At 71.3% G+C, this 20,459-nt stretch carries 8 protein-coding genes; 4 read left to right on the top strand and 4 right to left on the bottom strand.

Annotation, left to right across the window (positions count from 1 at the left end; translation table 11 throughout):
* The 3 genes from HV826_RS29865 to HV826_RS37890 form a co-directional block, all read left to right on the top strand.
* Positions 1 to 4,375 (top strand): beta-ketoacyl synthase N-terminal-like domain-containing protein (locus tag HV826_RS29865; protein ID WP_176420468.1); only part of this gene is annotated, 4,375 nt, incomplete at its 5' end.
* 43 nt (positions 4,376 to 4,418) lie between these two features.
* Positions 4,419 to 5,219 carry a hypothetical protein gene (locus HV826_RS29870; protein ID WP_176420469.1) on the top strand — a complete coding sequence of 267 codons (801 nt, stop codon included), beginning with the start codon at positions 4,419 to 4,421 and terminating at the stop codon, positions 5,217 to 5,219.
* Positions 5,219 to 6,856 (top strand): FAD-dependent monooxygenase, encoded by a 1,638-nt coding sequence (locus HV826_RS37890; protein ID WP_176420470.1) that lies wholly within the window; start codon positions 5,219 to 5,221, stop codon positions 6,854 to 6,856. The genes HV826_RS29870 and HV826_RS37890 overlap by 1 nt, the downstream gene beginning before the upstream one ends.
* A 22-nt stretch (positions 6,857 to 6,878) precedes the next feature.
* On the opposite strand, the gene fabD is transcribed toward HV826_RS37890, so the two are convergent.
* Positions 6,879 to 9,161 carry an ACP S-malonyltransferase gene (fabD, locus tag HV826_RS37560; RefSeq protein WP_176420471.1) on the bottom strand — a complete coding sequence of 761 codons (2,283 nt, stop codon included), beginning with the start codon at positions 9,159 to 9,161 and terminating at the stop codon, positions 6,879 to 6,881.
* Positions 9,162 to 9,314: 153 nt separating this feature from the next.
* On the opposite strand from fabD, the gene HV826_RS29885 reads away from it, so the two are divergent.
* Positions 9,315 to 10,532, top strand: a complete 1,218-nt coding sequence (locus tag HV826_RS29885) for a cytochrome P450 (RefSeq protein WP_176420472.1) — start codon at positions 9,315 to 9,317, stop codon at positions 10,530 to 10,532.
* Between the two features lie 19 nt (positions 10,533 to 10,551).
* Here HV826_RS29885 and HV826_RS29890 read toward each other — a convergent pair whose 3' ends face one another.
* The 3 genes from HV826_RS29890 to HV826_RS29900 all read right to left on the bottom strand — a co-directional run bounded on the left by HV826_RS29890 (position 10,552) and on the right by HV826_RS29900 (position 20,451).
* Positions 10,552 to 16,374, bottom strand: coding sequence for a beta-ketoacyl synthase N-terminal-like domain-containing protein (locus HV826_RS29890; RefSeq protein ID WP_368671023.1), 5,823 nt, complete (start codon positions 16,372 to 16,374; stop codon positions 10,552 to 10,554).
* Positions 16,375 to 17,957: 1,583 nt separating this feature from the next.
* Entirely contained in the window at positions 17,958 to 19,253 is a 1,296-nt protein-coding gene (locus HV826_RS29895) for a YecA family protein (RefSeq protein ID WP_176420474.1), read from the bottom strand.
* 124 nt (positions 19,254 to 19,377) lie between these two features.
* The gene (locus tag HV826_RS29900) at positions 19,378 to 20,451 is read right to left on the bottom strand and encodes an oxidoreductase (protein ID WP_176420475.1); all 1,074 of its coding nucleotides are present in this window, start codon (positions 20,449 to 20,451) and stop codon (positions 19,378 to 19,380) included.
* Positions 20,452 to 20,459 lie beyond the last annotated feature (8 nt).

A 20,459-nucleotide genomic window follows, 5' to 3' on the forward strand; every position in this document is an offset into this window, starting at 1 on the left:
GGCGCGGGCCGCGCCCCAGGCACCGACGCGAGCGACCGAGGCGCGGCCCGCGCCCGCCACCCGTGACGTGGCCCGCGAGCCCATCGCCATCATCGGCATGGCTTGCCGCTTCCCCGGCGGGTGCGACAGCCCCGAGTCCCTGTGGCGCTTCCTGATGGACGGGGGGGACGCCATCGTCGACGTGCCCCGGGAGCGCTGGGACGCGGACGCCTTCTTCGACTCGGACCCCGACGCCCCCGGCGGCAGCTACGTGCGGCGGGGCGGCTTCCTGCGCGAGGCGCCGTCGCTCTTCGATGCGCGGCTCTTCGGCATCTCGCCCCGGGAGGCCAGCGACATGGACCCCCAGCAGCGCCTGCTGCTCGAGGTGTCCTGGGAGGCGCTGGAGCGGGCCGGGCTCGCCCCCGACAGCCTCGCGGGCCGGCCAGTGGGCGTCTTCGTGGGCATGGGCACCGCGGAGTACGGCCTGCTGCTGCGCGACGCGCGCCAGTTCGGCGCCTATACCGCCACGGGCATGGCGACCAACATCGCCTCGGGCCGCATCGCGCACCGGCTGGGGTTGCAGGGGCCGGCCCTCACCGTGGACACGGCCTGCTCCTCGTCGCTCATGGCCGTCCACCTCGCGTGCGACAGCCTACGCAAAGGCGAGTCCGAGGTGGCCCTGGCCGGCGGCGTCAACCTCCTGGTGTCGCCCTACCCGTTCGTCTCGCTGTGCCGGCTGCGGGCCCTGGCGCCAGATGGCCGCTGCAAGACGTTTGACGCCGCCGCGGACGGCTACGGCCGCGCCGAGGGCGGTGGCGTCATCGTCCTCAAGCGGCTGGATGATGCGCTGCGGGACGGTGACCCCGTGCTCGCCGTGCTCCTGGGTTCGGCGGCCAACCACGACGGCGCCAGCAGCGGGCTGACCGTCCCGAACGGGCTCGCGCAGCAGGCCCTGCTTCGCAAGGCGCTGGCCTCCGCGGGACGGGAGCCCGGGCAGGTCTCCTACGTGGAGGCCCATGGCACCGGGACGTCGCTGGGGGACCCCATCGAGATGCAGGCGCTGGGCGCGGTCTACGGTCAGCGGCCGGCGGACTCGGAGTCGTTCACGGTGGGCGCCGTCAAGGCCAACCTGGGACACCTGGAGGCCGCCGCCGGCATCGCCGGCCTCATCAAGACGGTGCTCTGCCTCCAACACCGGAGGATTCCGAAGCAGCCCCACCTCCGTCAGCTCAACCCGCTCCTCCGCCTGGAGCGCGCTCGCGCCCGGCTCCCGTGGGACACCCTGCCGTGGGAGGGCGAGGACCGGATGGCGGGCGTGAGCGCGTTCGGCTTCTCGGGCACCAACGTCCACGTCATCGTGGGCGAGCCCCCCGCTTCAACGTCCCGGCCAGCGCCCTTCCGCGAGCGGCCCGCGTACCTGCTGCCCCTCTCGGCCCGGGACGACACCGCGCTGCGTGCGCTGGCCCACGGATGGAGCGCGCACCTGGCCAGCACGTCGGAGCCCGCGCTCGCCGCGACGTGCGCGGCGGCCATGGCCTCGCGCAGCCACCTGGAGCACCGCGCCGTGGTGGTGGCCGCGGATGGCGCGGCGCTGTCGGCCGGGCTCCAGGCGCTCGCCGAGGGACGTGAGGCCGAAGGGCTTCGCCTGGGCGTCGTCGAGCAGGGCGCGGCCCCGCGCCTCGCGTTCGCCCTCCCCCATGGCGGCGACCTCGCCTCCACCGTCGCGGCGGTGTACCCGGTGGAGCCCATCTTCGCGGCGGCCCATGACGCCGTGGGCGCGATGGCCGCGGAGCTGCTGGGCGGCGACGCGCGCGCCCTGGCGACACGCGAGCTCACCGCCTTCCAGGCCCGGTTCGCCCTCCTCCGGCTCCTGGAGCACTGGGGCTACCGCCCGGACGCGCTGCTGGCGGATGGCGGGAGCGTCTACCTCGCGGCCTGCGCGGCTGGAGTGATGGAGCTCCGGGACGCGCTGCGCTGCCTGCTGCGTGACCTGGGCCTGCACGCCCCCTTCCCGCTGGCGGCGGAGCGGCTGTCCGCGCCCCGCTGCCGCGTGCTGTCCACGCGGGCGCCGGCGTCCCTCGACGCGGAGGCGGCGACGCAGCCCGGCACCTGGAGCACGTCCCATGAGGCGACGGGCGACTGGCACGTCGCGCGCGCGGGGCTCGACGACGCGGAGCACCGCCTCGTCGTGGCGCTGGGCGACACGGGCCAGCCCTGGCTCGACGCCACGTCGGCGCAAGCGCCCTGGTGGGCGCTGCTGGACTGCGTGGCGCGCCTCCATGCGCGGGGGCTCGCCCCGGACCGCCGCACCTTCACCGCGGGGCTTCCCCGTCCGGAGCAGGTGCTGCCCACCTACCCGTTTCAACGCAAGCCCTACTGGCTGCGGGACACGGCCCCCGTGGCGCCGGAGGCCCCCGCGGCACACGACGTGTTCGACGGCGTGCCCGTGCCCTCCGCGCGTCCCGAGCGCGAGCTCACCTACCGCCTCAGCCACGCGCGGCTGCCGGACCTGGGCGACAACCATGGCATCGCCCACGTCGGGCACCTCCAGGAGCTGCTGACCCGCGCCGTGCGTCAGCACCTGGGCCTGCCGTCCTTCTCGCTGCGGGACGTGCGCTACCGGGTCGCGCTGCACGTCGAGCCCGGCGAGGAGCGCGAGCTGCGCCTCGTGGTGGAGCCTCAGGAGGACGCGCGCGCGCGGCTCCTGCTCCAAAGCCGTCCCTCTCCACAAGCCGAGTGGACGCTCCACATGCAGGCGGAGCTGGAGCGCGCGTCGGCCACACCGGAGACGCCGTGGGCCCGCCCCCACCTGGAGGGCGGCACGCGCTGGGAGGGCGCCACCTTCTACCAGCGGCTCTCCGAGCTGTCCTTCGACCTGGGGGAGAGCGTGAAGTGGGTGGACGAGGTGTGGTTCCGAGCCGGCGAGGCCGTGGCCCGGTTCCGCCCGCAGCCCCGACCGGCCGGCGCCGCCAGGGGCCTGGGCTTCCACCCGGGAGTCCTGGACGCGTGCGCCCAGCTCTGCGCCGTGGCGGGCGCTGAGTATCTCAAGGACCGGATGCGGTTCATGGTGGTGGGCTGGGAGTCCTTCCAGCTCCACCACGCCCCCGCGGACGGCACGCTGTGGTGCCACCTCACCTTCCCGGAGCCGCCCGACGCGAGCGGCTGCCTCACCGGCAACCTCCGCCTGCTCGACGGCGAGGGGCGGCAGGTCGCCGAGGCCCGGGGGCACCGGGTGCGGCTGCTGGACGCCGAGCGGGTGGAGGCGCTGGAGAAGGCCCTCCAGGAGTCACCGTCGGCAGCGCCGCCCACGGCGGCCACGCCCCTGGACGGACTGGACGCGGACGCCCGGCGCGCCTGGGTGACGCGGTTCCTGAGCGAGTGCGCCGCGCGGCTCCTCGACCTGGAGCCCGCGGCCCTCCCGGTGGGGCGCCCGCTGCGCGAGCTGGGCTTCGACTCCCTCACCGGGCTGGCGCTGCGGCGGGACATCGAGGAGCGGCTGGCGCTGCGCGTCCCAGCGGAGCTGCTGCTCGAAGGGCCGAGCATCGAGCAGCTCTGCGCCACCATGCTGAAGGACCTCGCGCCCGGCTCCGCCACGGCGGCGCTCCCGGCGACGGACGCGTGGTTCACCCACGTCGTGCGCCGCGCGAAGCCCGCCCTGCGCCTGTTCTGCTTCGCCTATGGCGGCGGCGGCGCCTCGCTCTACCGCGACTGGGGGCGGCTGCCCGAGCACGTCGAGGTGTGGCCGCTCCAGCTCCCGGGACGGGAGACGCGCATCCACGAGCCGCCCATCCACCAGCTCGACCTGCTGCTGCCCAGGCTCGTGGACGCGCTGCGGCCCCGGCTGGACCTGCCCTTCGCATTCTATGGGCACAGCCTCGGCGCGCTGCTGGCCTACCTCGTCGCGAGCCGACTGCGCGCCCAGGGGCTGCCCCAGCCGCGCCACCTCCTCGTGGGAGGCGCCAGCGCGCCCTCCCTGGCGCCGGGCCCCTTCCTGGAGGACCTCCAGCGGCGCTTCCGCGCGGCGGGCTTCGACGGGATTCCCGCGCCCTCGACGCGGGAGCCGCTCGCGCCCCTGCTCGACATCGCCCTGCGCACGGCCGAGGGACGGGTGCTGGCGGACCAGGACGCCGACTTCGCCCGGGCCCTGCTGCCCATGATGCTCGCGGACCTGAAGTTGATGGAGGGCTACCGCTACCAGCCCGAGCCACCCTTCGACTTCCCCATCACCGCCCTGCACGGCGCCGCCGATGACCGCATCACCGAGGACGCCGCGAGGGCCTGGCAGGCGCTCACCCGAGGCGGCTTCCAGTGCCAGGTGACGCCTGGCGACCACTTCTTCCTGCGCGCGGAGCAGGCCCAGGACTGGCTCCTGGAGCGGCTCGCCGCCGCGCTCTGAACCTTCCATCCACCGAGCCTCACGCCACACCCGGACGACGCCCATGCAACGCGCCCACCTCTTTGAGTTCAACGACCTGCCGTGGCTGCCATCGCCCCTGCGGAAGACCATCCGGGAGTTCCTGCACCACATGTCGGTGCGGCTGCGGATGTACGACAGCGCCTTCGACCTGCTCGGCGAGCTGCTGCGGCAGCGCAAGCTCACCTCCATCCAAGCGCTGTGCGCGGGGGATGGCGGGCTGATGCTCGCGCTGTCCAGGCACCTGGGCCGGGAGGACGTCCACATCCAGCTCTCGGACAAGTTCCCGGCTTCGGAGCTGTACGCCGAAGTCGAGCGGGAGAGCGCGGGCCGCGTGGGCCACGTCGCGGAGTCGGTGGACGTGCTGAACGTGCCCGCACACCTGGAGGGCCTGCGCCTCGTCGTCAACGCCGTGCACCACTTCCAGCCCGAGCAGGTGCGAGGCATCCTGACCGACGCGGTGGGCAAGCGGCAGCCCATCGTCTTCATGGAGCCCGTGCAGCGTGAGCCGCTCGCCATCCTGCGCTTCTGCGCGGCGACGCCGCTGCTGAGCGCGTGGCTGAGCCTGGGCGGCATCTGGCCGCTCAGCGTCCGGCGCACGCTGCTGGGCGTGGTGGTCCCCGTGGGCGCGTTCTGCTTCTTCGTCGACGGCGTCGTCTCGCACCTGCGCGCCTACCACCTCGACGAGTGGCGCGACCTCATCGCCCAGGTCGACGGCCATGAGCACTACGACTGGGACCTGCGCCAGGTGCCCGGCTTCATGGGCTCGCGCATCTCCTTCCTCGCGGGCCTGCCCAAGGCCCACCTCTCCCAGGAGCCCGCGTGATGACGCGCTCGACCGATGTCCTGATTGTCGGGGCGGGCCCGGTGGGCCTGTGCCTCGCGCTGGCGCTCGACCAGCAAGCCATTCGGGTGCGCGTCATCGACAAGCAGCCCTCGTTCTCCGGCGAGTCCAAGGCCGTCACCCTCCAGCCGAGGACGCTGGAGATCTTCCAGTTGCTGGGCGTCGCGGACCGGCTGCTCCAGGCCGGCGTGGCCAACCCCGTCATGAACATGTACGCGGGCACGCGGCGCGCCACCGTGCTCCGCTATGACAGACTGGAGAGCGAGTTCCCCTTCTACCTGCACCTGCACCAGGGACGCACGGAGCGGGAGCTGGTCCAGGCCCTGAGCGACCGGGGCGTGGTCGTGGAGCGCGACACGCGACTGGACGACTTCCGCCAGGACGACTCAGGGGTGACGGCCCGGCTGACGCGGGCCGGAGGGGTGACCGAGGAGGTCCAGGTCCCCTTCCTGGTGGGCTGCGACGGCGGCCACAGCCAGGTCCGCGCCGTGCTCGGCCTCCCCTTCACCGGGGCGCGCTACGACGACAACTGGATCATGACGGACGTGCGCATCCCCAACATGTCGCTGGCCCGCGACGAGCGCCACGGCTTCATCCTCGACCGGTTCCCCTTCGTGGTGCTGAACCTGGGTGACGATTACTACCGGCTCATCTCCGCGCGCCCGCCCGACTCGCCGCTCAAGGGACAGACGCCCACGCTCGACGAGTTCCGAGCCATCATGACGCCGCTGGGGTTGGGCCACTGGAAGCTGGAGGACCCGCTCTGGCTCACCCAGTACCAGCCGAGCCAGCGGCTCGTGTCTCAATACCGGGTGGGGCGCGTCTTCGTTGCGGGCGACGCGGCCCATGTGAACACCCCCATCGCCGCCCAGGGCCTCAACACGGGGGTGCTGGACGCCATCAACCTGGCCTGGAAGCTCGCGCTCGCGGTGCGTGGCAAGGCGCGCGCGTGCCTGCTCGACAGCTACCATGGGGAGCGCCACCCCGCCGCCGTGTCGATGTTCGCGGAGAACGACCGGCTCACCCTGCTCGTCTTCGGGGCGAACCCCGTCCTCCGCTACCTCGCGCGCAAGCAGCTGCGGCTGCTGAACCTGCCCGCGCTGAACCTGAAGAACGTCCTGAAGACCTCGCAGCTCGGCGTGCACTACCGCCGCGGCCCGGTGACGCAGGCGGCGGTGGACCCGCGAGGCGCCCGCGCGGCCCAAGCCGCGTTCAAGCGCGGCCAGGCCGAGCCCGGGGACCGCGTGCCCCACTTCCGCCTGGAGGCCGAGCACCCCACCTCCATCCACGCGGTGCTCCGGCCCGACCGCCACACCCTCCTCGTCCTGGGCGGCGAGCGTCCCGACGCGGACCGCATGCGCGCACTGGCACGACATGCGCTGCAGCGGCATGGCGACCAGCTCCACCTCCACTTCGTCCTCGGCGGACAGGCGGCCTCGGGCTTCGACCCCGCGAACCTGGGCAAGGCCTGGGCGGATGTCCAGCATCACGCCCACCGGGCGCTGGGCGCGAAGCGCGCGGGCGGCGTGCTGATTCGCCCTGATGCCCACATCGCCGCGCGCTTCGCCCTGGACGCACCCGAGAGCCTGGACGCCTATTTCCAGGCCCTCCTGTGCTGAAGGCCCCGCGCGGGGCCGCGCCTCAGGGCCCCGCGCGGAACCCCTGGAACCGCTGCTCCAGCCACTCCGCCGTCGCATCCATGAGCTTCACGGCCATCTCATCCACGTGGCGGTCGCGCCACGAGGCCAGGGGCGTCCCCTGTACCCACTGATTGAAAGAGCCCAGCGCCGGCCCACAGTGGATTTGATAGTCCGTGCGCTGCTCCGGGCTGCCTCGCAGTGCCAGCCGGGAGGTGTGGACGAAGTACCAGCGGAAGACGAGGGCCATCTTCTGCCGCGGGTTGCGCTCGGCGCGCTCCACCACCTCCGGAGCGACGCGCAGGTAGTGCTGGCGCGTCTCCTCCCAGACCTCCTCGATGCCACGGCGGAAGTACTTCGTCTCGAGCTGGCTCCGCGTCTGCGCGTCCAGCGCCTCCAGCGAGGGGTGCTGCTGATAGAGCGCGTACAGCCGGTTGGCCCGGGCGGGGAAGAAGAGGCCCTTGCGCACCACCTGGACCTTGGCGCCCAGCTCGAACATGTCCCCGGCGGGCGCGCACGTCACGTCCTGCACGTCCAGCGTCTCCAGCAGGTCCTTCACGGGCTCGCTGGTGCCTGCCTCCACGGAGCACTGGTTGATGGAGCCCGTGACGATGAAGTCCGCCCCCATGATGAAGGCCGCGGCCGCCGCCTGCGGGGTACCGATGCCGCCCGCGGCGCCCACCCGGATGCGCGTGGCGTAGCCGTGCTCGGCCATCATTCGCTCTCTCAGGAGCCCCACCGCGGGCAGCAGCGCGCTGGCGACGCCCTGGTCCGTGTGGCCTCCGGAGTCGGACTCCACGCAGAGGTCCTCGGCCATGGGCAGCGCCCGGGCGAGCCGCGCCTCCTCCTCGGAGACCCGGCCAGCGCGCACCAGCGCCTCCAGGATGTCGGCGGGCGGCGGGCTCATGAAGGCCCTGGCGACCTCCGGCCGGGAGAGCTTGGCGATGAGCCGGTTCGGCGCCTCGATGCGGCCGTCCTCGCGCCGCCGCAGCCCGGTGACGCGGAAGCGGACCAGCGCCGGCGTGACGCGGATGAAGGCCGACGCCTCGACGTTGCGCACGCCCCGGCGCAGGAAGAGGTCCACCAGCTGCTCCTCCCGCTCCGGACGGTCGAGGCTGTGCAGCAGATTCACCCCGTAGGCCTCGCCCGGGCGCAGCGCGGCCTGGATGGCGAGGACCTCCTCATCGACGCGAGCGAGCGGCACGCCGCCGGTGCCGAAGAAGCCCAGCAGGCCCGCGCGCCCCATCCGCACCACCAGCTCGCGGGAGGAAATCCCCTTGTACATGGAGCCCGCGACGTAGGCGAGCCGCACGCCGTAGGTCTCCCGGAAGGCCCTGCTCCCCAGCGCCTGCGCGCGCACGGCGGCGGACGCGGGCGCGGCGGCGGGCACGGCCTGCTGCGAGGGCTCACGCGGCTCCGGCGTCGGAGCCGCCGCCACCGAGGGGACGGCCGGCTTCGCTTCGCGGATGCGCCGCAGCAGCCCCGCGAGGACCTGGCCGTGCCCCACCTCCTCGAACGTCTGCTCCCCCAGGCCGAGCAGGTAGCGCACGCTCTGCGTCCACTTCACCGGCGAGTCAATCTGCCGCGCCAACAGCTCCGGGAGCCGGGCCTCGTCGTAGGGACGCGCCTCCACGTTGGACACCACCGGGAAGCGCAAGGGCGCGAACGTGAACTCCCGCAGGAAGGCCGCGAAGTCCTCCCGCGCCGGGCGCATGTACCGCGAATGGAACGCCGCGCTCACCTTGAGCAGGACGACATTGCCCCCCGCGGCGCGCAGCTCCGGCGCCACGCGCTCCAGGTCCTCCCGGGGCCCGGACAGCACCTGCTGGCTGGGCGTGTTGTCGTTGGCCAGGTCCAGGCTGCCCACCCCCAGCCGCTCCAGCACCTCCGCGATGCGCTCGACGGACAGGCCCAGCACCGCGGCCATGCCACCGCCTCGCGCCTGCCCCATCAGCTCACCACGCCGGCGCACCAGGAGGACGCCCGTCCGGAAGTCGAAGGCCCCCGCGGCGAACAGCGCGTTGTACTCCCCCAGGCTGTGCCCCAGCGCGTGGTCCGGATCCCGGCCGTGAAGCTCCCGCTGCTCCAGCCACGACAGCGCGTTCACGACGAACAACGCGGGCTGGGTGTACTGCGTCTGGTCCAACCGTTCGTCCTGATACACCTCCGCCAGCCGGTACCCCAGCACCTCGTCAGCCTGGGACAGCAAGGCCGGGTGCCGGGAAAGCAGCTCGCGGCCCATCCCGCGCGCCTGAGAGCCCTGTCCGGGGAACATGTATGTCGTCATCGGCTTCACACCCCAACCCACGAGTCTGGATTTCAATCCTTGCGGCCGCACCAAGACACAGCCAGACCATTCGTGTATCATGAAACACAGCCATAAATCCATTCACGGACGCACCACGCGCCCCAACCCTCCACGCAACGGGAGAGCAACACCATGAGCGAAGCGCAGAAGCTGCACGTCAACATCCTGGCCCCTGAGTTCCACATCAATCCCTATCCCTTCTACAAGCAACTGCGTGAGCAGGAGCCTGTGTATTGGAGCGAGGAGACCCGTCACTGGCTCATCACGCGCCATGAGGACGTGCAGACGGCCCTGCGCGACGCGGCCCGCTTCTCCAGCCAGAGCAGTGAGACGTTCGTGGTGCGGGACGACTTCATGCAGCACCTGCGCCCCATCATCACCCATTTCTCGATGTGGGCCGTGATGAAGGACAACCCCGAGCACAAGCGGCTGCGAGGGCTCATCAACCAGGCCTTCCGCCCGGAGAATGTCCGGGACATCCACCAGCGCGCCCGGCAGACCGCGGAGTGGCTGATTGACCAGGTGCATGACAAGGGCGAGATGGACTTCGTCAATGACTACGCATACGCGCTCCCCGCCCTGCTCTTCGCGGTGGAGATCCTGGGCATGGACCGCGGCGACCTGCCCACCTTCAAGCAGTGGAGCGTGGACCTCGCCCACGCCACGGGCCGCATCGACAACCTGGACATCATGCTGAAGGGCCAGGACGCGCTCCTGGGCATGACGGACTACATCACCCGCGCCATCAACGACCGCCTCGCGCGCCCGCGCGAGGACTTCATCTCCTACCTGGTCAAGGCCTGGCGGGAGGAGAACAAGCTCACGCTGGAGGAGGTGGTGGCGCAGATGGTCCTCCTGCTCGCGGGCGGCCACACCACCACGCAGAACGTCATCAGCACCGGCCTGCTCGCGGTGTTCAAGCACCCCGAGCAGTGGGAGCGCCTGAAGCGCGACCCCGTCATCAACCGGGCCGCGGCCGAGGAGCTCTACCGCTTCACCTCGCCCGCCCAGGCGCCCACGCGCGTCGCGGCGTGCGACTTCGAGTTCGGCGGCAAGCAGATTCTGAAGGGCCAGGGCGTCATGCCCATGGTGGCCGCGGCCAACCGCGACCCCGCCGTCTTCGACCAGCCGGACACGCTGGACCTCAGCCGTGAGAAGAACCCGCACCTGGGGTTCGGCACGGGCATCCACGTCTGCCCGGGAGCCTTCCTCGCGCGCGCGGAGATTCCCGTCGCCTTCGAGACGCTCTTCCGCCGGATTCCCAACGTCCGGCCGAAGAGCGCCGCCGAGGACTGGAACATGAACCTCAGCTTCCGGGGCCTGTCCACGTTCCCCATCTGCTGGAGCTGAGGCCCTCCTCCCTTCCGCGTCAGCCCGTCGCGCCGAGCTCCAGGGCGACGAGCTGACGCCGGGGACGGGGCGCGCTCGCTGGGCGTGGCGCTGGCGCCTCGCCGCGCGCCTCCAGCCAGTAACGCTCGCGAGAGAAGACCACGGGGGGGCGTGGCTCGCGTCGCGGCCCCGATTGAACGGGGGCCTCGCTCACCAGGACGTGGGCGTTGGTGCCCCCGAAGCCGAACGCGCTGACGCCCGCGCGGCGCACCCCCTCCAGGGGCTCCCACGGCCGGAGCACGGTGTTGGGGAAGAGCGGTGACGACTCGAAGCTGAAGCGCGGGTTGGGCGTCGCGCAGTGCAGCGTGGGCGGCAGCTGCTGGTGGACCAGGGAGAGCACCACCTTGAGGAAGCCCGCGATGCCCGCGGCGCTCAGCAGGTGGCCGAAGTTGCTCTTGACGCTGCCCACGGCGCAGGTGCCCGGACGCGCGCCCGCCGGCGCGAGCACCTCCGTGAGCGCCTTGAGCTCAATGGGGTCCCCCAGCCGGGTCCCGGTGCCGTGCGCCTCCACGTAGCCCAGGGTCCGCGGGTTGACGCGTCCCCGGCGCAGCGCCTCCTCGATGACGGCGCGCTGCCCCGCGGGGTTGGGCGTGGTGATGCCCATGGTGTGGCCGTCATTGTTGACGGCGGTCGCGTCGATGACGCCGTAGACGCGGTCCCCGTCGGCCAGGGCCTTGCGCAAGGGCTTGAGCAGGACCACGCCCGCGCCCTCGCCCGGGACGAAGCCATCCGCCCGCTCGTCGAAGGTCTTGCACCTGCCGTCGAGCGACAACGCGCGGCTCTCGCTGAGCGTGAGGTACACCCCTTCGTCGAGCAGGATGTCCACCCCGCCGGCCAGCGCCAGCTCCGACTCCCCGGAGTACAAGCTCTGGCAGGCCAGGTGGAGGCTCACCAGCGAGGACGAGCACGCGGTGTCCACCACCAGGCCCGGCCCCTTCAGGTCGAGGAAGTGCGACACGTGCGCCGCGATGAAGTTCTGGCCTGAGCCGATGACGCCGTTGCGCGTCGGCGCGGGCATGCGCGCGGCATAGCCGCTCATGCGCGAGCCCACGAAGACGCCCACCCGCCTGCCGGCGAGCTCGTCCCGGGCATAGCCGGCGTGCTGGAGGCACTGCACGCTGACCTCCAGGAACTGACGCATCAACGGGTCGACGCAGGGCGCGTCCGCCTTCGCGATGTGGAAGTAGCCCGGGTCGAAGTGCTCGATTCCCTGGAGGAAGCCCCCCCACTTGCCCACGCTCCGCCCGGGCCGGTGCGTGCTGGAGTAGAGGTCCTCCGCGCGCCAGCGTGAGGAGGGGACCTCGGTGATGTGGTCCAGGCCGTCACGGAGCGTGCGCCAGTACGCCTCCAGGCCGGAGGAGCCCGGGAAGTGGCACGCCATGCCAACCACCGCGATGGGCTCCACGCCTCCCGACAGGGCTCCGGGCTCCGCCAGGACGGCGGGCTCGGGGACACGCGGGGGAAGCGGCACCTCCGGTGGCCGGGCCGCCTCTTGCGCGGGCACCTGAGGACGAACCTCCGGAGTGACGCCCTCCGAGCTGCCCCCCTCCGGGTGCGCCGCGTCGCATACCGCTCGGATGGCCTCCGGATACGCGGCCACCAGCCGCTCCACCAGCGTCCTCACGGTCCGGTACTGGAGCGGCAACGAAGGGTCGACGTCCACGCCCAGCCAGTCCTCCAGCTTCGTCATCACCTCGATGAGGAGGATGGAGTCCAGGCCCAGCGTCTCGAAGTCGGCGTCCGCGCCGACCTGGTCGCGCGAGAGGCTCAGGACCCGCGCGAGCATCTGCTGGAGCCACTGCTGGACCTCTTCGCGGAGCGCGTCGCCGGAGTCGCCTTGTGGCATGGGCGCCGCGACGGGCGCGGGCGCTGCGGCAGGCGCGGACGACGTGACGGACGCAGGCGCTGCCACAGACGCGGGCGACACAACGAGCGCAGGCCTCGTCACTGGGGCAGCCGAGCCCTGGACCACGGCCGGGCTCACCCTGGACTCGGCGCGCACGAGGCGCGCAGGCAGGGGACGAACGCGCGGCTGAAGCAGCGCGTCGACGGCGAAGCGGGCGGGCTCGATGATGGCTGGCAGCACCACCGCTCGCTTGGAGGCGAGCGCCGCGTCCAGCAGCGCGAGCCCCTCCGAGGTGGAGTGGGCCGCGAGGCCGAGCGCACGATAAGCCGCGCTGCCCACCTCCCCCATGCCCACGTCCTTCCAGTTGGGCCAGATGATGGACTGGTAGGCGTCACGGCCCTGTGCGCGCCGGTGCTCGGACAGCAGGTCCATGAACGCATTGGCGGCCGAGTAGTCCACGATGCCGGCGGCCAACGAGGGCGCCACCCCAGAGACAGAGGAGAACAACACGAAGAAGTCGAGCGCGTCCCGGCGAAGCGCGCGCTCCAGGACGCGGAGCCCATCGACCTTCGGCTCCAGCACCCCACGGAGTTGGCTCAAGGGCTTGCTGCTGAACGAGGGCGGATCGAAGAACACGGCGCCCGCGGAGTGGACACACCCGCCGATGGGCCCGAGCGTCGCGCGCACGTCACCGAAGAACGACTCCAGCGCCGCCGCGTCCGTCAGCGAGCCGACGTGGACCCGCACCTGGACGCCCTGTGAGAGCAAGGCCTGCAAGGGCGCGAGCCGCTCACAGAGGGACTCATCCGTGGAGGGATTCGCGAGAAGCCCGACCCACTCGTGCTGGGGCGGCAACGGCCGAACGCCCAGGAGCGCGAGCCGACGGGCGCCCCGGGCCACCAGGTGCTTCGCGACCTCCAGACCAATGCCACGCACCCCACCGGTGATGACATACGTCTTGTCAGCGGAGATGAGCGGCGCGGCTCCCGCCGTATCCGTCAGCGGGTTCATGGAGAGGCAGTACCGCGCGCCGCTCCGGAGCGCGACCTCGCCTCGTGGGTCGTGGACCTCCAGCTCCTGGCGAAGCAGTGACGCGAGCGCTTCCGCGGACTCGGGCAGTTGCTCCACATCCACGGTGCGCGCCCGCAGTCCCGCGTACTCCGCGCCGAGCTTGCTCACCAGGGCGGCCATCAACCCACCTCCCAGGTCCAGCGGACCGCTGGCCCTGAAGGGTCGGAGCCCTCGGGTGAAATGCAGCAACGGGAAGGACTCGCCTCGGCTCCGCTTCAGCAGCATTTGCAACAACCCGATGCGCCCGAGCGAATCGAACCGGGAGCCCTCTTCCTCGTCCTCCTGCCGCGGAGCCGCGCGGAGGTCCGACAAGTCGATGATGCCCGCGAGCCGTCCGGGCCGCTGGATCAGCTCCTCCCCGAGCCGGACGCCAGCCTCATACCGGTCGAAGTCCAGCAGGGCATGTGGCCCCGAGCGCCCGATACCGCAGCCCGCCACGAGGAACGCCTGGGAATTCCCAAGCGAGGCGAGCGCCTCACGGGCCAGGTCGAGGGTCTCCTCGTTCACCAGCACGACCAGGTTCCCGCTCAGGTCCACGGCCTCATCGACGAACTGCGCCTCCACGGCGTGCCACTCCATCCCGAGCAGGAGCGCGTTCTCAGGGGCGCGCGGCGGCTCCGCCAATGCGTCCTCGGAGTTCCCACGCGCGGGGAGCGCCAACTCGACAGGTGACGTCGGCACGGAGGCGAGTGCCGGCACGACAGGCAGCGTCGAGACGACGGCTGGCACCGGCGCGGAGGAGCGCCCCAGTGGCGCACTCGCCGCTGGCGCCAAGACGGGTGCCGGCAGTCGCGCCGGACGCGGCAGGTCCAACCAGCAGCGCTCGGTCGTGAACGGCTGGGTGGGCAACGCGACGCACCGGTAGCCCCCCCGCGAGAACAAGAGGGAGCGGTCGACGTCCACTCCCAGCGCATGGAGCTCCGCCACGACCGTGAGCGTGTCGCGCCAATCAGCGCGGGAGCGCTCCGGCCCCAGCTCACGCAACATCCGCCCGCTCATCTCCCGCAGCGCCCGCCGGGACGCCGCAGAGAACGGGCCCCCCTCCCTCATTCCGGACGAACCGTCGAAGCGGCGCAGGAGTTCACACAGCTCCTGGAGGTCCGACGCCACGAAGGCGGCACGCCGCTCCAGCGAACCACGGCCCCGGGCCAGGGTGAAGGCGACGTCGCCGGGATGAGGCGCATCGCCGCGCGCCAGGGCCTGACCGAGCCGCTCCGCCAGGTCCATCGCGAACTGCCGGAGCGCTTCGTCACTTCGCGCGGACAAGAAGAACAGGTAGGCCGGCCGCTCCGGCGCATCCACGCGAGGCGGAAGCGGGGGCGCCTCCTCCACGATGAGGTGACAATCCGTGCCCCCCATCCCAAAGGCGTTGATGGCGGCGCGGCGGGGTGCGCCCTCTTCGCTCACCCAGGGCCGCGACCGGGTGTTGACCTCGAAAGGCGTCGTCGTGAAGCGCTCGTGGTCGCCCGCCTCGTCCGCGTGAAGCGAGGGCGGCAATTGCTGATGCTCGAAGGCGAGGAGGACCTTGAGGAGCCCCGCCATGCCCGCGGCGGGCACGGCGTGCCCGACGTTCCCCTTGACGGAGCCGATGGCGCGGAAGCCCGCCCTCGGAGCCCGCTCATGGAACACGGCTCGAAGGGCCTCTAGCTCCTGGTCATCCTCGCCGCGGATGCCACTGCCGTGCGCCTCCACATAGGAGATCGTCTCGGGCTCGACGTCCGCCTGCTGTTGGACGTCGCGGATGAAGTCCGCCCAACCGGCGCCCAGCGCGTTCGTGACGGGAGCGCCTGGAAGCCGTCCGCTCTGGACGGTGCCGCTGCCCCGGATGACCCCGAGGATCCGATCCCCATCCGCCACGGCCCGCTCCAGCAGCTTGAGGACCACCACGCCGACACCCTCCGCGGGGACGAAGCCATCCGCATCCAGGGAGAAGGGCCGGCACCGTCCACCCGGCGAGAGCAGGCCCACCTCGGCCGCCAGGCGATGGAACCGGGCGGTGGCCATGACGAAGACGCCTCCCGCCAGCGCCAGTTCGACGGAGCCTGACTGCAACTGCTGGCAGGCCAGGTGGATGGCGACAAGCGAGGACGCACAGGCCGCGTCCACGACGAGGCTCGCGCCCTGGACGCCGAGCATCCGTGACACCCGCGGCAGCACCATCGATGGGTCATTGCCCAGCAGGTGTTGCGCGTTCTCCACCAGCCCCCGCTCGTGCAGCCCGGGCAGGTAGTCCGAGGGGCGCATCCCGACGAAGAGACCTGCCTTGCCGCCGCCCTCCAGCACAGGGACGGAGTGCCCCGCGTCCTCGAGGGCCTTCCAGCAGTGCATGAGCACGAGGCGCTGCTGCGGATCCATCACCGCGGCGTCTTCCCTCGAGATGCCGAAGAAGCCCGGATCGAACCGGTCAACCTCGTCGAGGAACCCCGCCCGCGCGCTCGAAGCGGCGAACGGCGGGGCGCCCCACGTCCAGCGCTCCCGAGGCACCTCGGTCACCGAGTCGATCCCCTGGCTCAGGTTGGCCCAGAAGGTCGCCAGGTCCTTCGCCCCTGGAAACCGTCCCGATGCACCAACGATGGCAACCGGACGACGCTCCCCCTCAGTCACTCCACCCACAGCGCTGCGGTGCTCACCCACGAACAACCCCCATGCCCCGGTGAAATCCAGCCGAAATGTCAATTTACGAGCATAGTGAACTCCATCTTCAACGTGCAATCCGTGGGAGCTCGAAGCTGCGCACCCACCCGGGCCCGGCATCAAGGCCCGGGGCTCAAACCACGAAGCGCTCAGGCTGGCTCGGGACGCGGCGTCACCGGATGGTCCTTCAGCCACTCCTGGCAGCGCTGGACGCGCGGGCTCCGGGGCTTCCACAGCCACCCGTGGGCCCATTACCGATGTCGCTCGTGGACCGGCTCGCCAAGACGCTAATCTGGAGTATCCGCATCCAGCTCGACCGCGCCTGCACCGTCACCAAGCTCGTGCCGAATCTTGGCAGCGAGCACCCCGGGGATGGCCCTGTTCATCAGCGGGGGACTGGTGCTCTTCGCGAAGGCGGCGTCGAAAGCCGCTCCCCCCTGAGAAAGCGACCGGCTCACAGGGGAGGCGGTGTTGCCGAGTCGAGTGACTCAGCAGTACGTCACGCAGAGATGCGAGTTGCAGAGGTGCGAGTTGCAGAGGTGCGAATTGCAGAGCCCGTTGGGGCAGTTGGCGTCGGTATTACAGGCCCGGCCCGCGGAGGTTCCCCCCGAGCACGTCTTGCCACAGTTGGAGTCGATGCTGCAGTGCTGGCCCGCCTGCAGGCCCCCCGAGCACGTCTTGCCACAGTTGGAGTCGATGCTGCAGCGCTGGCCCGCCTGCAGGCCCCCGGAGCACGTCTTGCCACAGTTGGAGTCGATGCTGCAGTGCTGGCCCGCCTGCAGGCCCCCGGAGCAGCGCTTGACGCATGCCTGAGCGGACACCTCGTCTCCTGCACCGGGGCACTCCGCCTGACTCCGCGCCTCTTCTGATGCCGCTACTTCCTCGTGTGTGACCGCCTCCAAGGCGTCCTCGCGCTGCACGGCGTCCGGCGAGCCACACGCAACCAGCGAAAGCGTCAGGCAAACAACGGGAATGAACCTCATGAGGATCTCCGAAGTCTAGATTCTTGCTTTGAGTGGGTTTAGTGGACTGCGCCGCTCAATTGCAAGCCACCCTTCAACCGGACAGCCTTTGAGGAATGTTGCACAAAGGCTGCGATGATTTTCGGAGTGCCTGGGCGTGCCGGGTTGCTTCCATCCATTGATGACATGTAGGCGTCATCGGTTCGATGCCAGCGCCCGTGGAGTCGCGGGGAGCGTCCTCAATGGGCAGGCGCAGCCCTTGGAATTGGCGTACCAATGAATTGGCGTTGCCGCTGACGCTTGCCTGCGCCTCCCCTTGAGTGTGTATTCATACCTTGCTGACAAAACAAGACAGCGATTCGCTGTCGCGTGTTGCCAGGAGTCGTGCGCCAGGCTGTGGCCATTTCTGCTCCCTCAAGCAGGTGCGGAGGTGGCGAGTGCGGGGCTTGAGGCAGCGGCCAGGAAGGAGCGGATGAAGAAGAGGACACCGCGAGTGGACTTTCGCCGAGTTGCTCAGCAGGACGTTCGACGTCGACGTGTTTGCCTTCATGAGGTGTGGAGGCAGGCGGCGAGTGATGGCATACGTGAAGGAGGCGGGAGGGGTGCGAGCGATTCTGGGGCACCTGGGCCTGCCCACGGCAGGTGCGAGACTGGCCCGGCGCGCGGGCCGCCCCAGGCCACGTGGTGCAGAAGCGCAAGCCGCCACAGCCAGCCAAGAGCGCCAGGCCCCTGCCTGGCCCCGTCTGGGAAGGCGGCTGGGAGACCTGTCCCCACCGTGCGCTACGACGAAGGAGCCCACGACGCACCTGCTCGCCCCGAACACCGTGCGCCCCGTTGACGCCCCGTGCCGTCGCCGACCCGAGGCGTCCTGACTCAGGCCGGCTCGGGACGCAGCGTCACCGGATGCCCCTTCAGCCACTCCTGGCAGCGCTGGACACGCGCGGCGGCGGCCGGCAGGCCCATGCTCAGCAGCAGCGCGCGGTAGGGCTCGAAGGACTCCGGCGTCCAGGCAGTGAGCGCCTTGAGGTCGGCCAGCGCCACCATCTCCTCGGGCGAGCGCCCTTCCGCTTCCTTCCGCGCCGTGAGCAGCGCGGCGAGCGTCATCCGCGCGGGCTCCGCCTCGAAGGCGATGGCGGCGTCCATGAACGCCGCGCGGGTGGCCTCATCCGCCGCGGGGTCCTTCGCCTTCTCGCGCAGCCGGACGAGCAGCCCGGAGAGGAAGTCGTCATCCAGCGCGCCCTTCACCGCCCGCATCAGCGCCGTCACCGCTTCCCGGCGCACCGCGGGCTCCGTGCCCGTGGGCAGGAGCTTCAGCGCCTGCATGGGCTCCCAGAGCGCGCAGGTGAGCCACAGCTCCTCCTCGGGTGAGAAGACGGCCGGCGACGTCGCGGCCCGCAGCCACGCCTCCACCCGGGCGGCGCGCTCCTTCGCCTCGCGGGCGATGCGCTCGGCCAGCTCCGGTTCGTCCTGCACGTACTTGAGCAGCGCGCCCACGTCGCCGCCGCGAGCCTGCTCAAGCGCGGCCTTCGCCTCGTCGGAGAGGGACTCCTCCTCCAGCCCCTTCACCAGCGCCTCGTACTTCTGGGACAGCTCCTTGTGCCTGGCGCTCCACTCGCGGAACTGCACGTCGAAGATGACGTCCAGCACGGGGATGTCCTCTGGCCGGGCCTTGCCCATCCGCTTGGACGCGGAGGCCAGCATCGTGCCCACGCCAACGGCCCTCCGGTCCTCCGCCGACAGTCCCGGAGTCGACATCTTCGCCATCAACGCGGCGCCGAGCGCCTCCAGGAACGCGGGCGTCCCCAGCTCTCGCACGGTCCCCACCAGCAGCTCACGCCGGGCGCTGGAGGCGTCCTGCTCCGTGTTCTCCGACAACCGGGCCAGCTCCTTCCCCACGTGCTCGGAGAAAGCCTTCACGTCGAAGCGCAGGCCAGGCACCGGGCCCCAATCCGTGAGCAACTCCGCCAGCCGCTCCAGGGCACCGGACAGCTTGGACACCTCGGGGTCGCCCAGCACTGCCATCGCCGCCTCGAGGTCCGCCCTCGCGGACGAGGCAGGGGCGGCGGGCGGCGCGGCGCGGGCCCGGTCCTCTGTGGCATGGCAGACCTTGTACTTCTTGCCACTGCCACAGGGACACGGGTCGTTACGGCCGGGCTTCTTCGAGCTCAAGGGGTCCTCGGGGGTCGCGCGGGCGACAGGGAGAGTCCACGACGCCGCTAGGAGTAGGCATCCCCTTGTGCGCGAATCAAGCAGCGCCTGCACCGAAAACGCCGAACTGCCCGTGCCGCGCGAATCAATCCACGCCCGCGTCGAAGGCAGCGCGCTCCTCCGCTGTGAGCGCCAGCGGCTGGGCACGGCCGCTCGCCTGCGCCTCGATGCCCGCCTCCAGCACCGCCTGGACGGCCACGGCCTGGATGGGCGTCACGGGATTGCGTGCGCCGCCCAGGAGCGCATCCCGGATGCCCGCGTAGTACTGCCGGTAGTCCCCTGCCGAAGCGACGGTGGGCGCGCCATGCTGCCCACGCAGCGAAGCGTCGTGCCAGGCGAGCCCTTCGGGTGGGCCGCCCATTACCAGACGAGGAACCTGTTGCTCCCTGCCCAACGTGAGCCACGAGCCCCGTGAGCCATGCACGGCGAAGCGAGGCGTCATCGCCGCGATGCTCATGGACGCCTGGAGCACCACCCGCCGCCGGGGATAGGCCAGCGTGTACTGGAACCAGTCATCCACGAAGGCGCCCTCGCGCAGGGCTTCGCGAGTACCGGCCACGGACTCCGGCAATCCAAACAGGTGCAGCGCCTGGTCCACGAGGTGCGGCCCCAGGTCGAACCACACGCCCGCGCCCGGCACCACCTGTTCCCGCCACTGCTTGCGGACCTCCGGACGGAACCGGTCGAAGCGCGACTCGACATGCGCGACGTGGCCCAGCGTGCCCTCCGCGAGCAGCGCCTTCAGCGCCTGGAAGTCGGTGTCCCATCGCCGGTTGTGGAACACCGAGAGCAGCAGGCCACGCGACGCCGCCAGGGCCCGCAGCGCGCGGGCTTCGGCAAGGGTGATGGTGAAGGGCTTGTCGACGACGACGTGCTTCCCCGCCTTGAGCGCGGCCTCCGCCAATGGCGCGTGAAGGTCATTCGCCGTGGCGATGACGACCAGGTCCACGTCGGGGTGCGTCGCCCCGGCCTCATGCGAGTCGCAGCGGGTGACCTGCGGCAACGTGGAGCGCACCGCCTCTTCCTGGCGCGAGGCGACGACCTGGAGCACCAGTCCGTCCACGCCTTGAATCAGCGGCGTGTGGATGTGCCTGCCCGCGATGCCATAGCCCAACAAGGCCACTCGGAGGGGTGCTCGTCCAGGAGAGGAAAAGGCCATGGCGCACC

The organism is Myxococcus sp. AM010, from assembly GCF_013372585.1.
Lineage (GTDB): Bacteria > Myxococcota > Myxococcia > Myxococcales > Myxococcaceae > Myxococcus > Myxococcus vastator.

What these genes read in the sequence shown, in the direction of transcription:
- HV826_RS29900 (WP_176420475.1), bottom strand. Translation starts at nt 20,451, where the DNA reads ATGGCCTTTTCCTCTCCTGGACGAGCACCCCTCCGAGTGGCCTTGTTG.
- HV826_RS37890 (WP_176420470.1), top strand. Translation starts at nt 5,219, where the DNA reads ATGACGCGCTCGACCGATGTCCTGATTGTCGGGGCGGGCCCGGTGGGC.
- HV826_RS29870 (WP_176420469.1), top strand. Translation starts at nt 4,419, where the DNA reads ATGCAACGCGCCCACCTCTTTGAGTTCAACGACCTGCCGTGGCTGCCA.
- HV826_RS29885 (WP_176420472.1), top strand. Translation starts at nt 9,315, where the DNA reads ATGAGCGAAGCGCAGAAGCTGCACGTCAACATCCTGGCCCCTGAGTTC.
- HV826_RS29890 (WP_368671023.1), bottom strand. Translation starts at nt 16,374, where the DNA reads ATGGGCCCACGGGTGGCTGTGGAAGCCCCGGAGCCCGCGCGTCCAGCG.
- fabD (WP_176420471.1), bottom strand. Translation starts at nt 9,161, where the DNA reads ATGACGACATACATGTTCCCCGGACAGGGCTCTCAGGCGCGCGGGATG.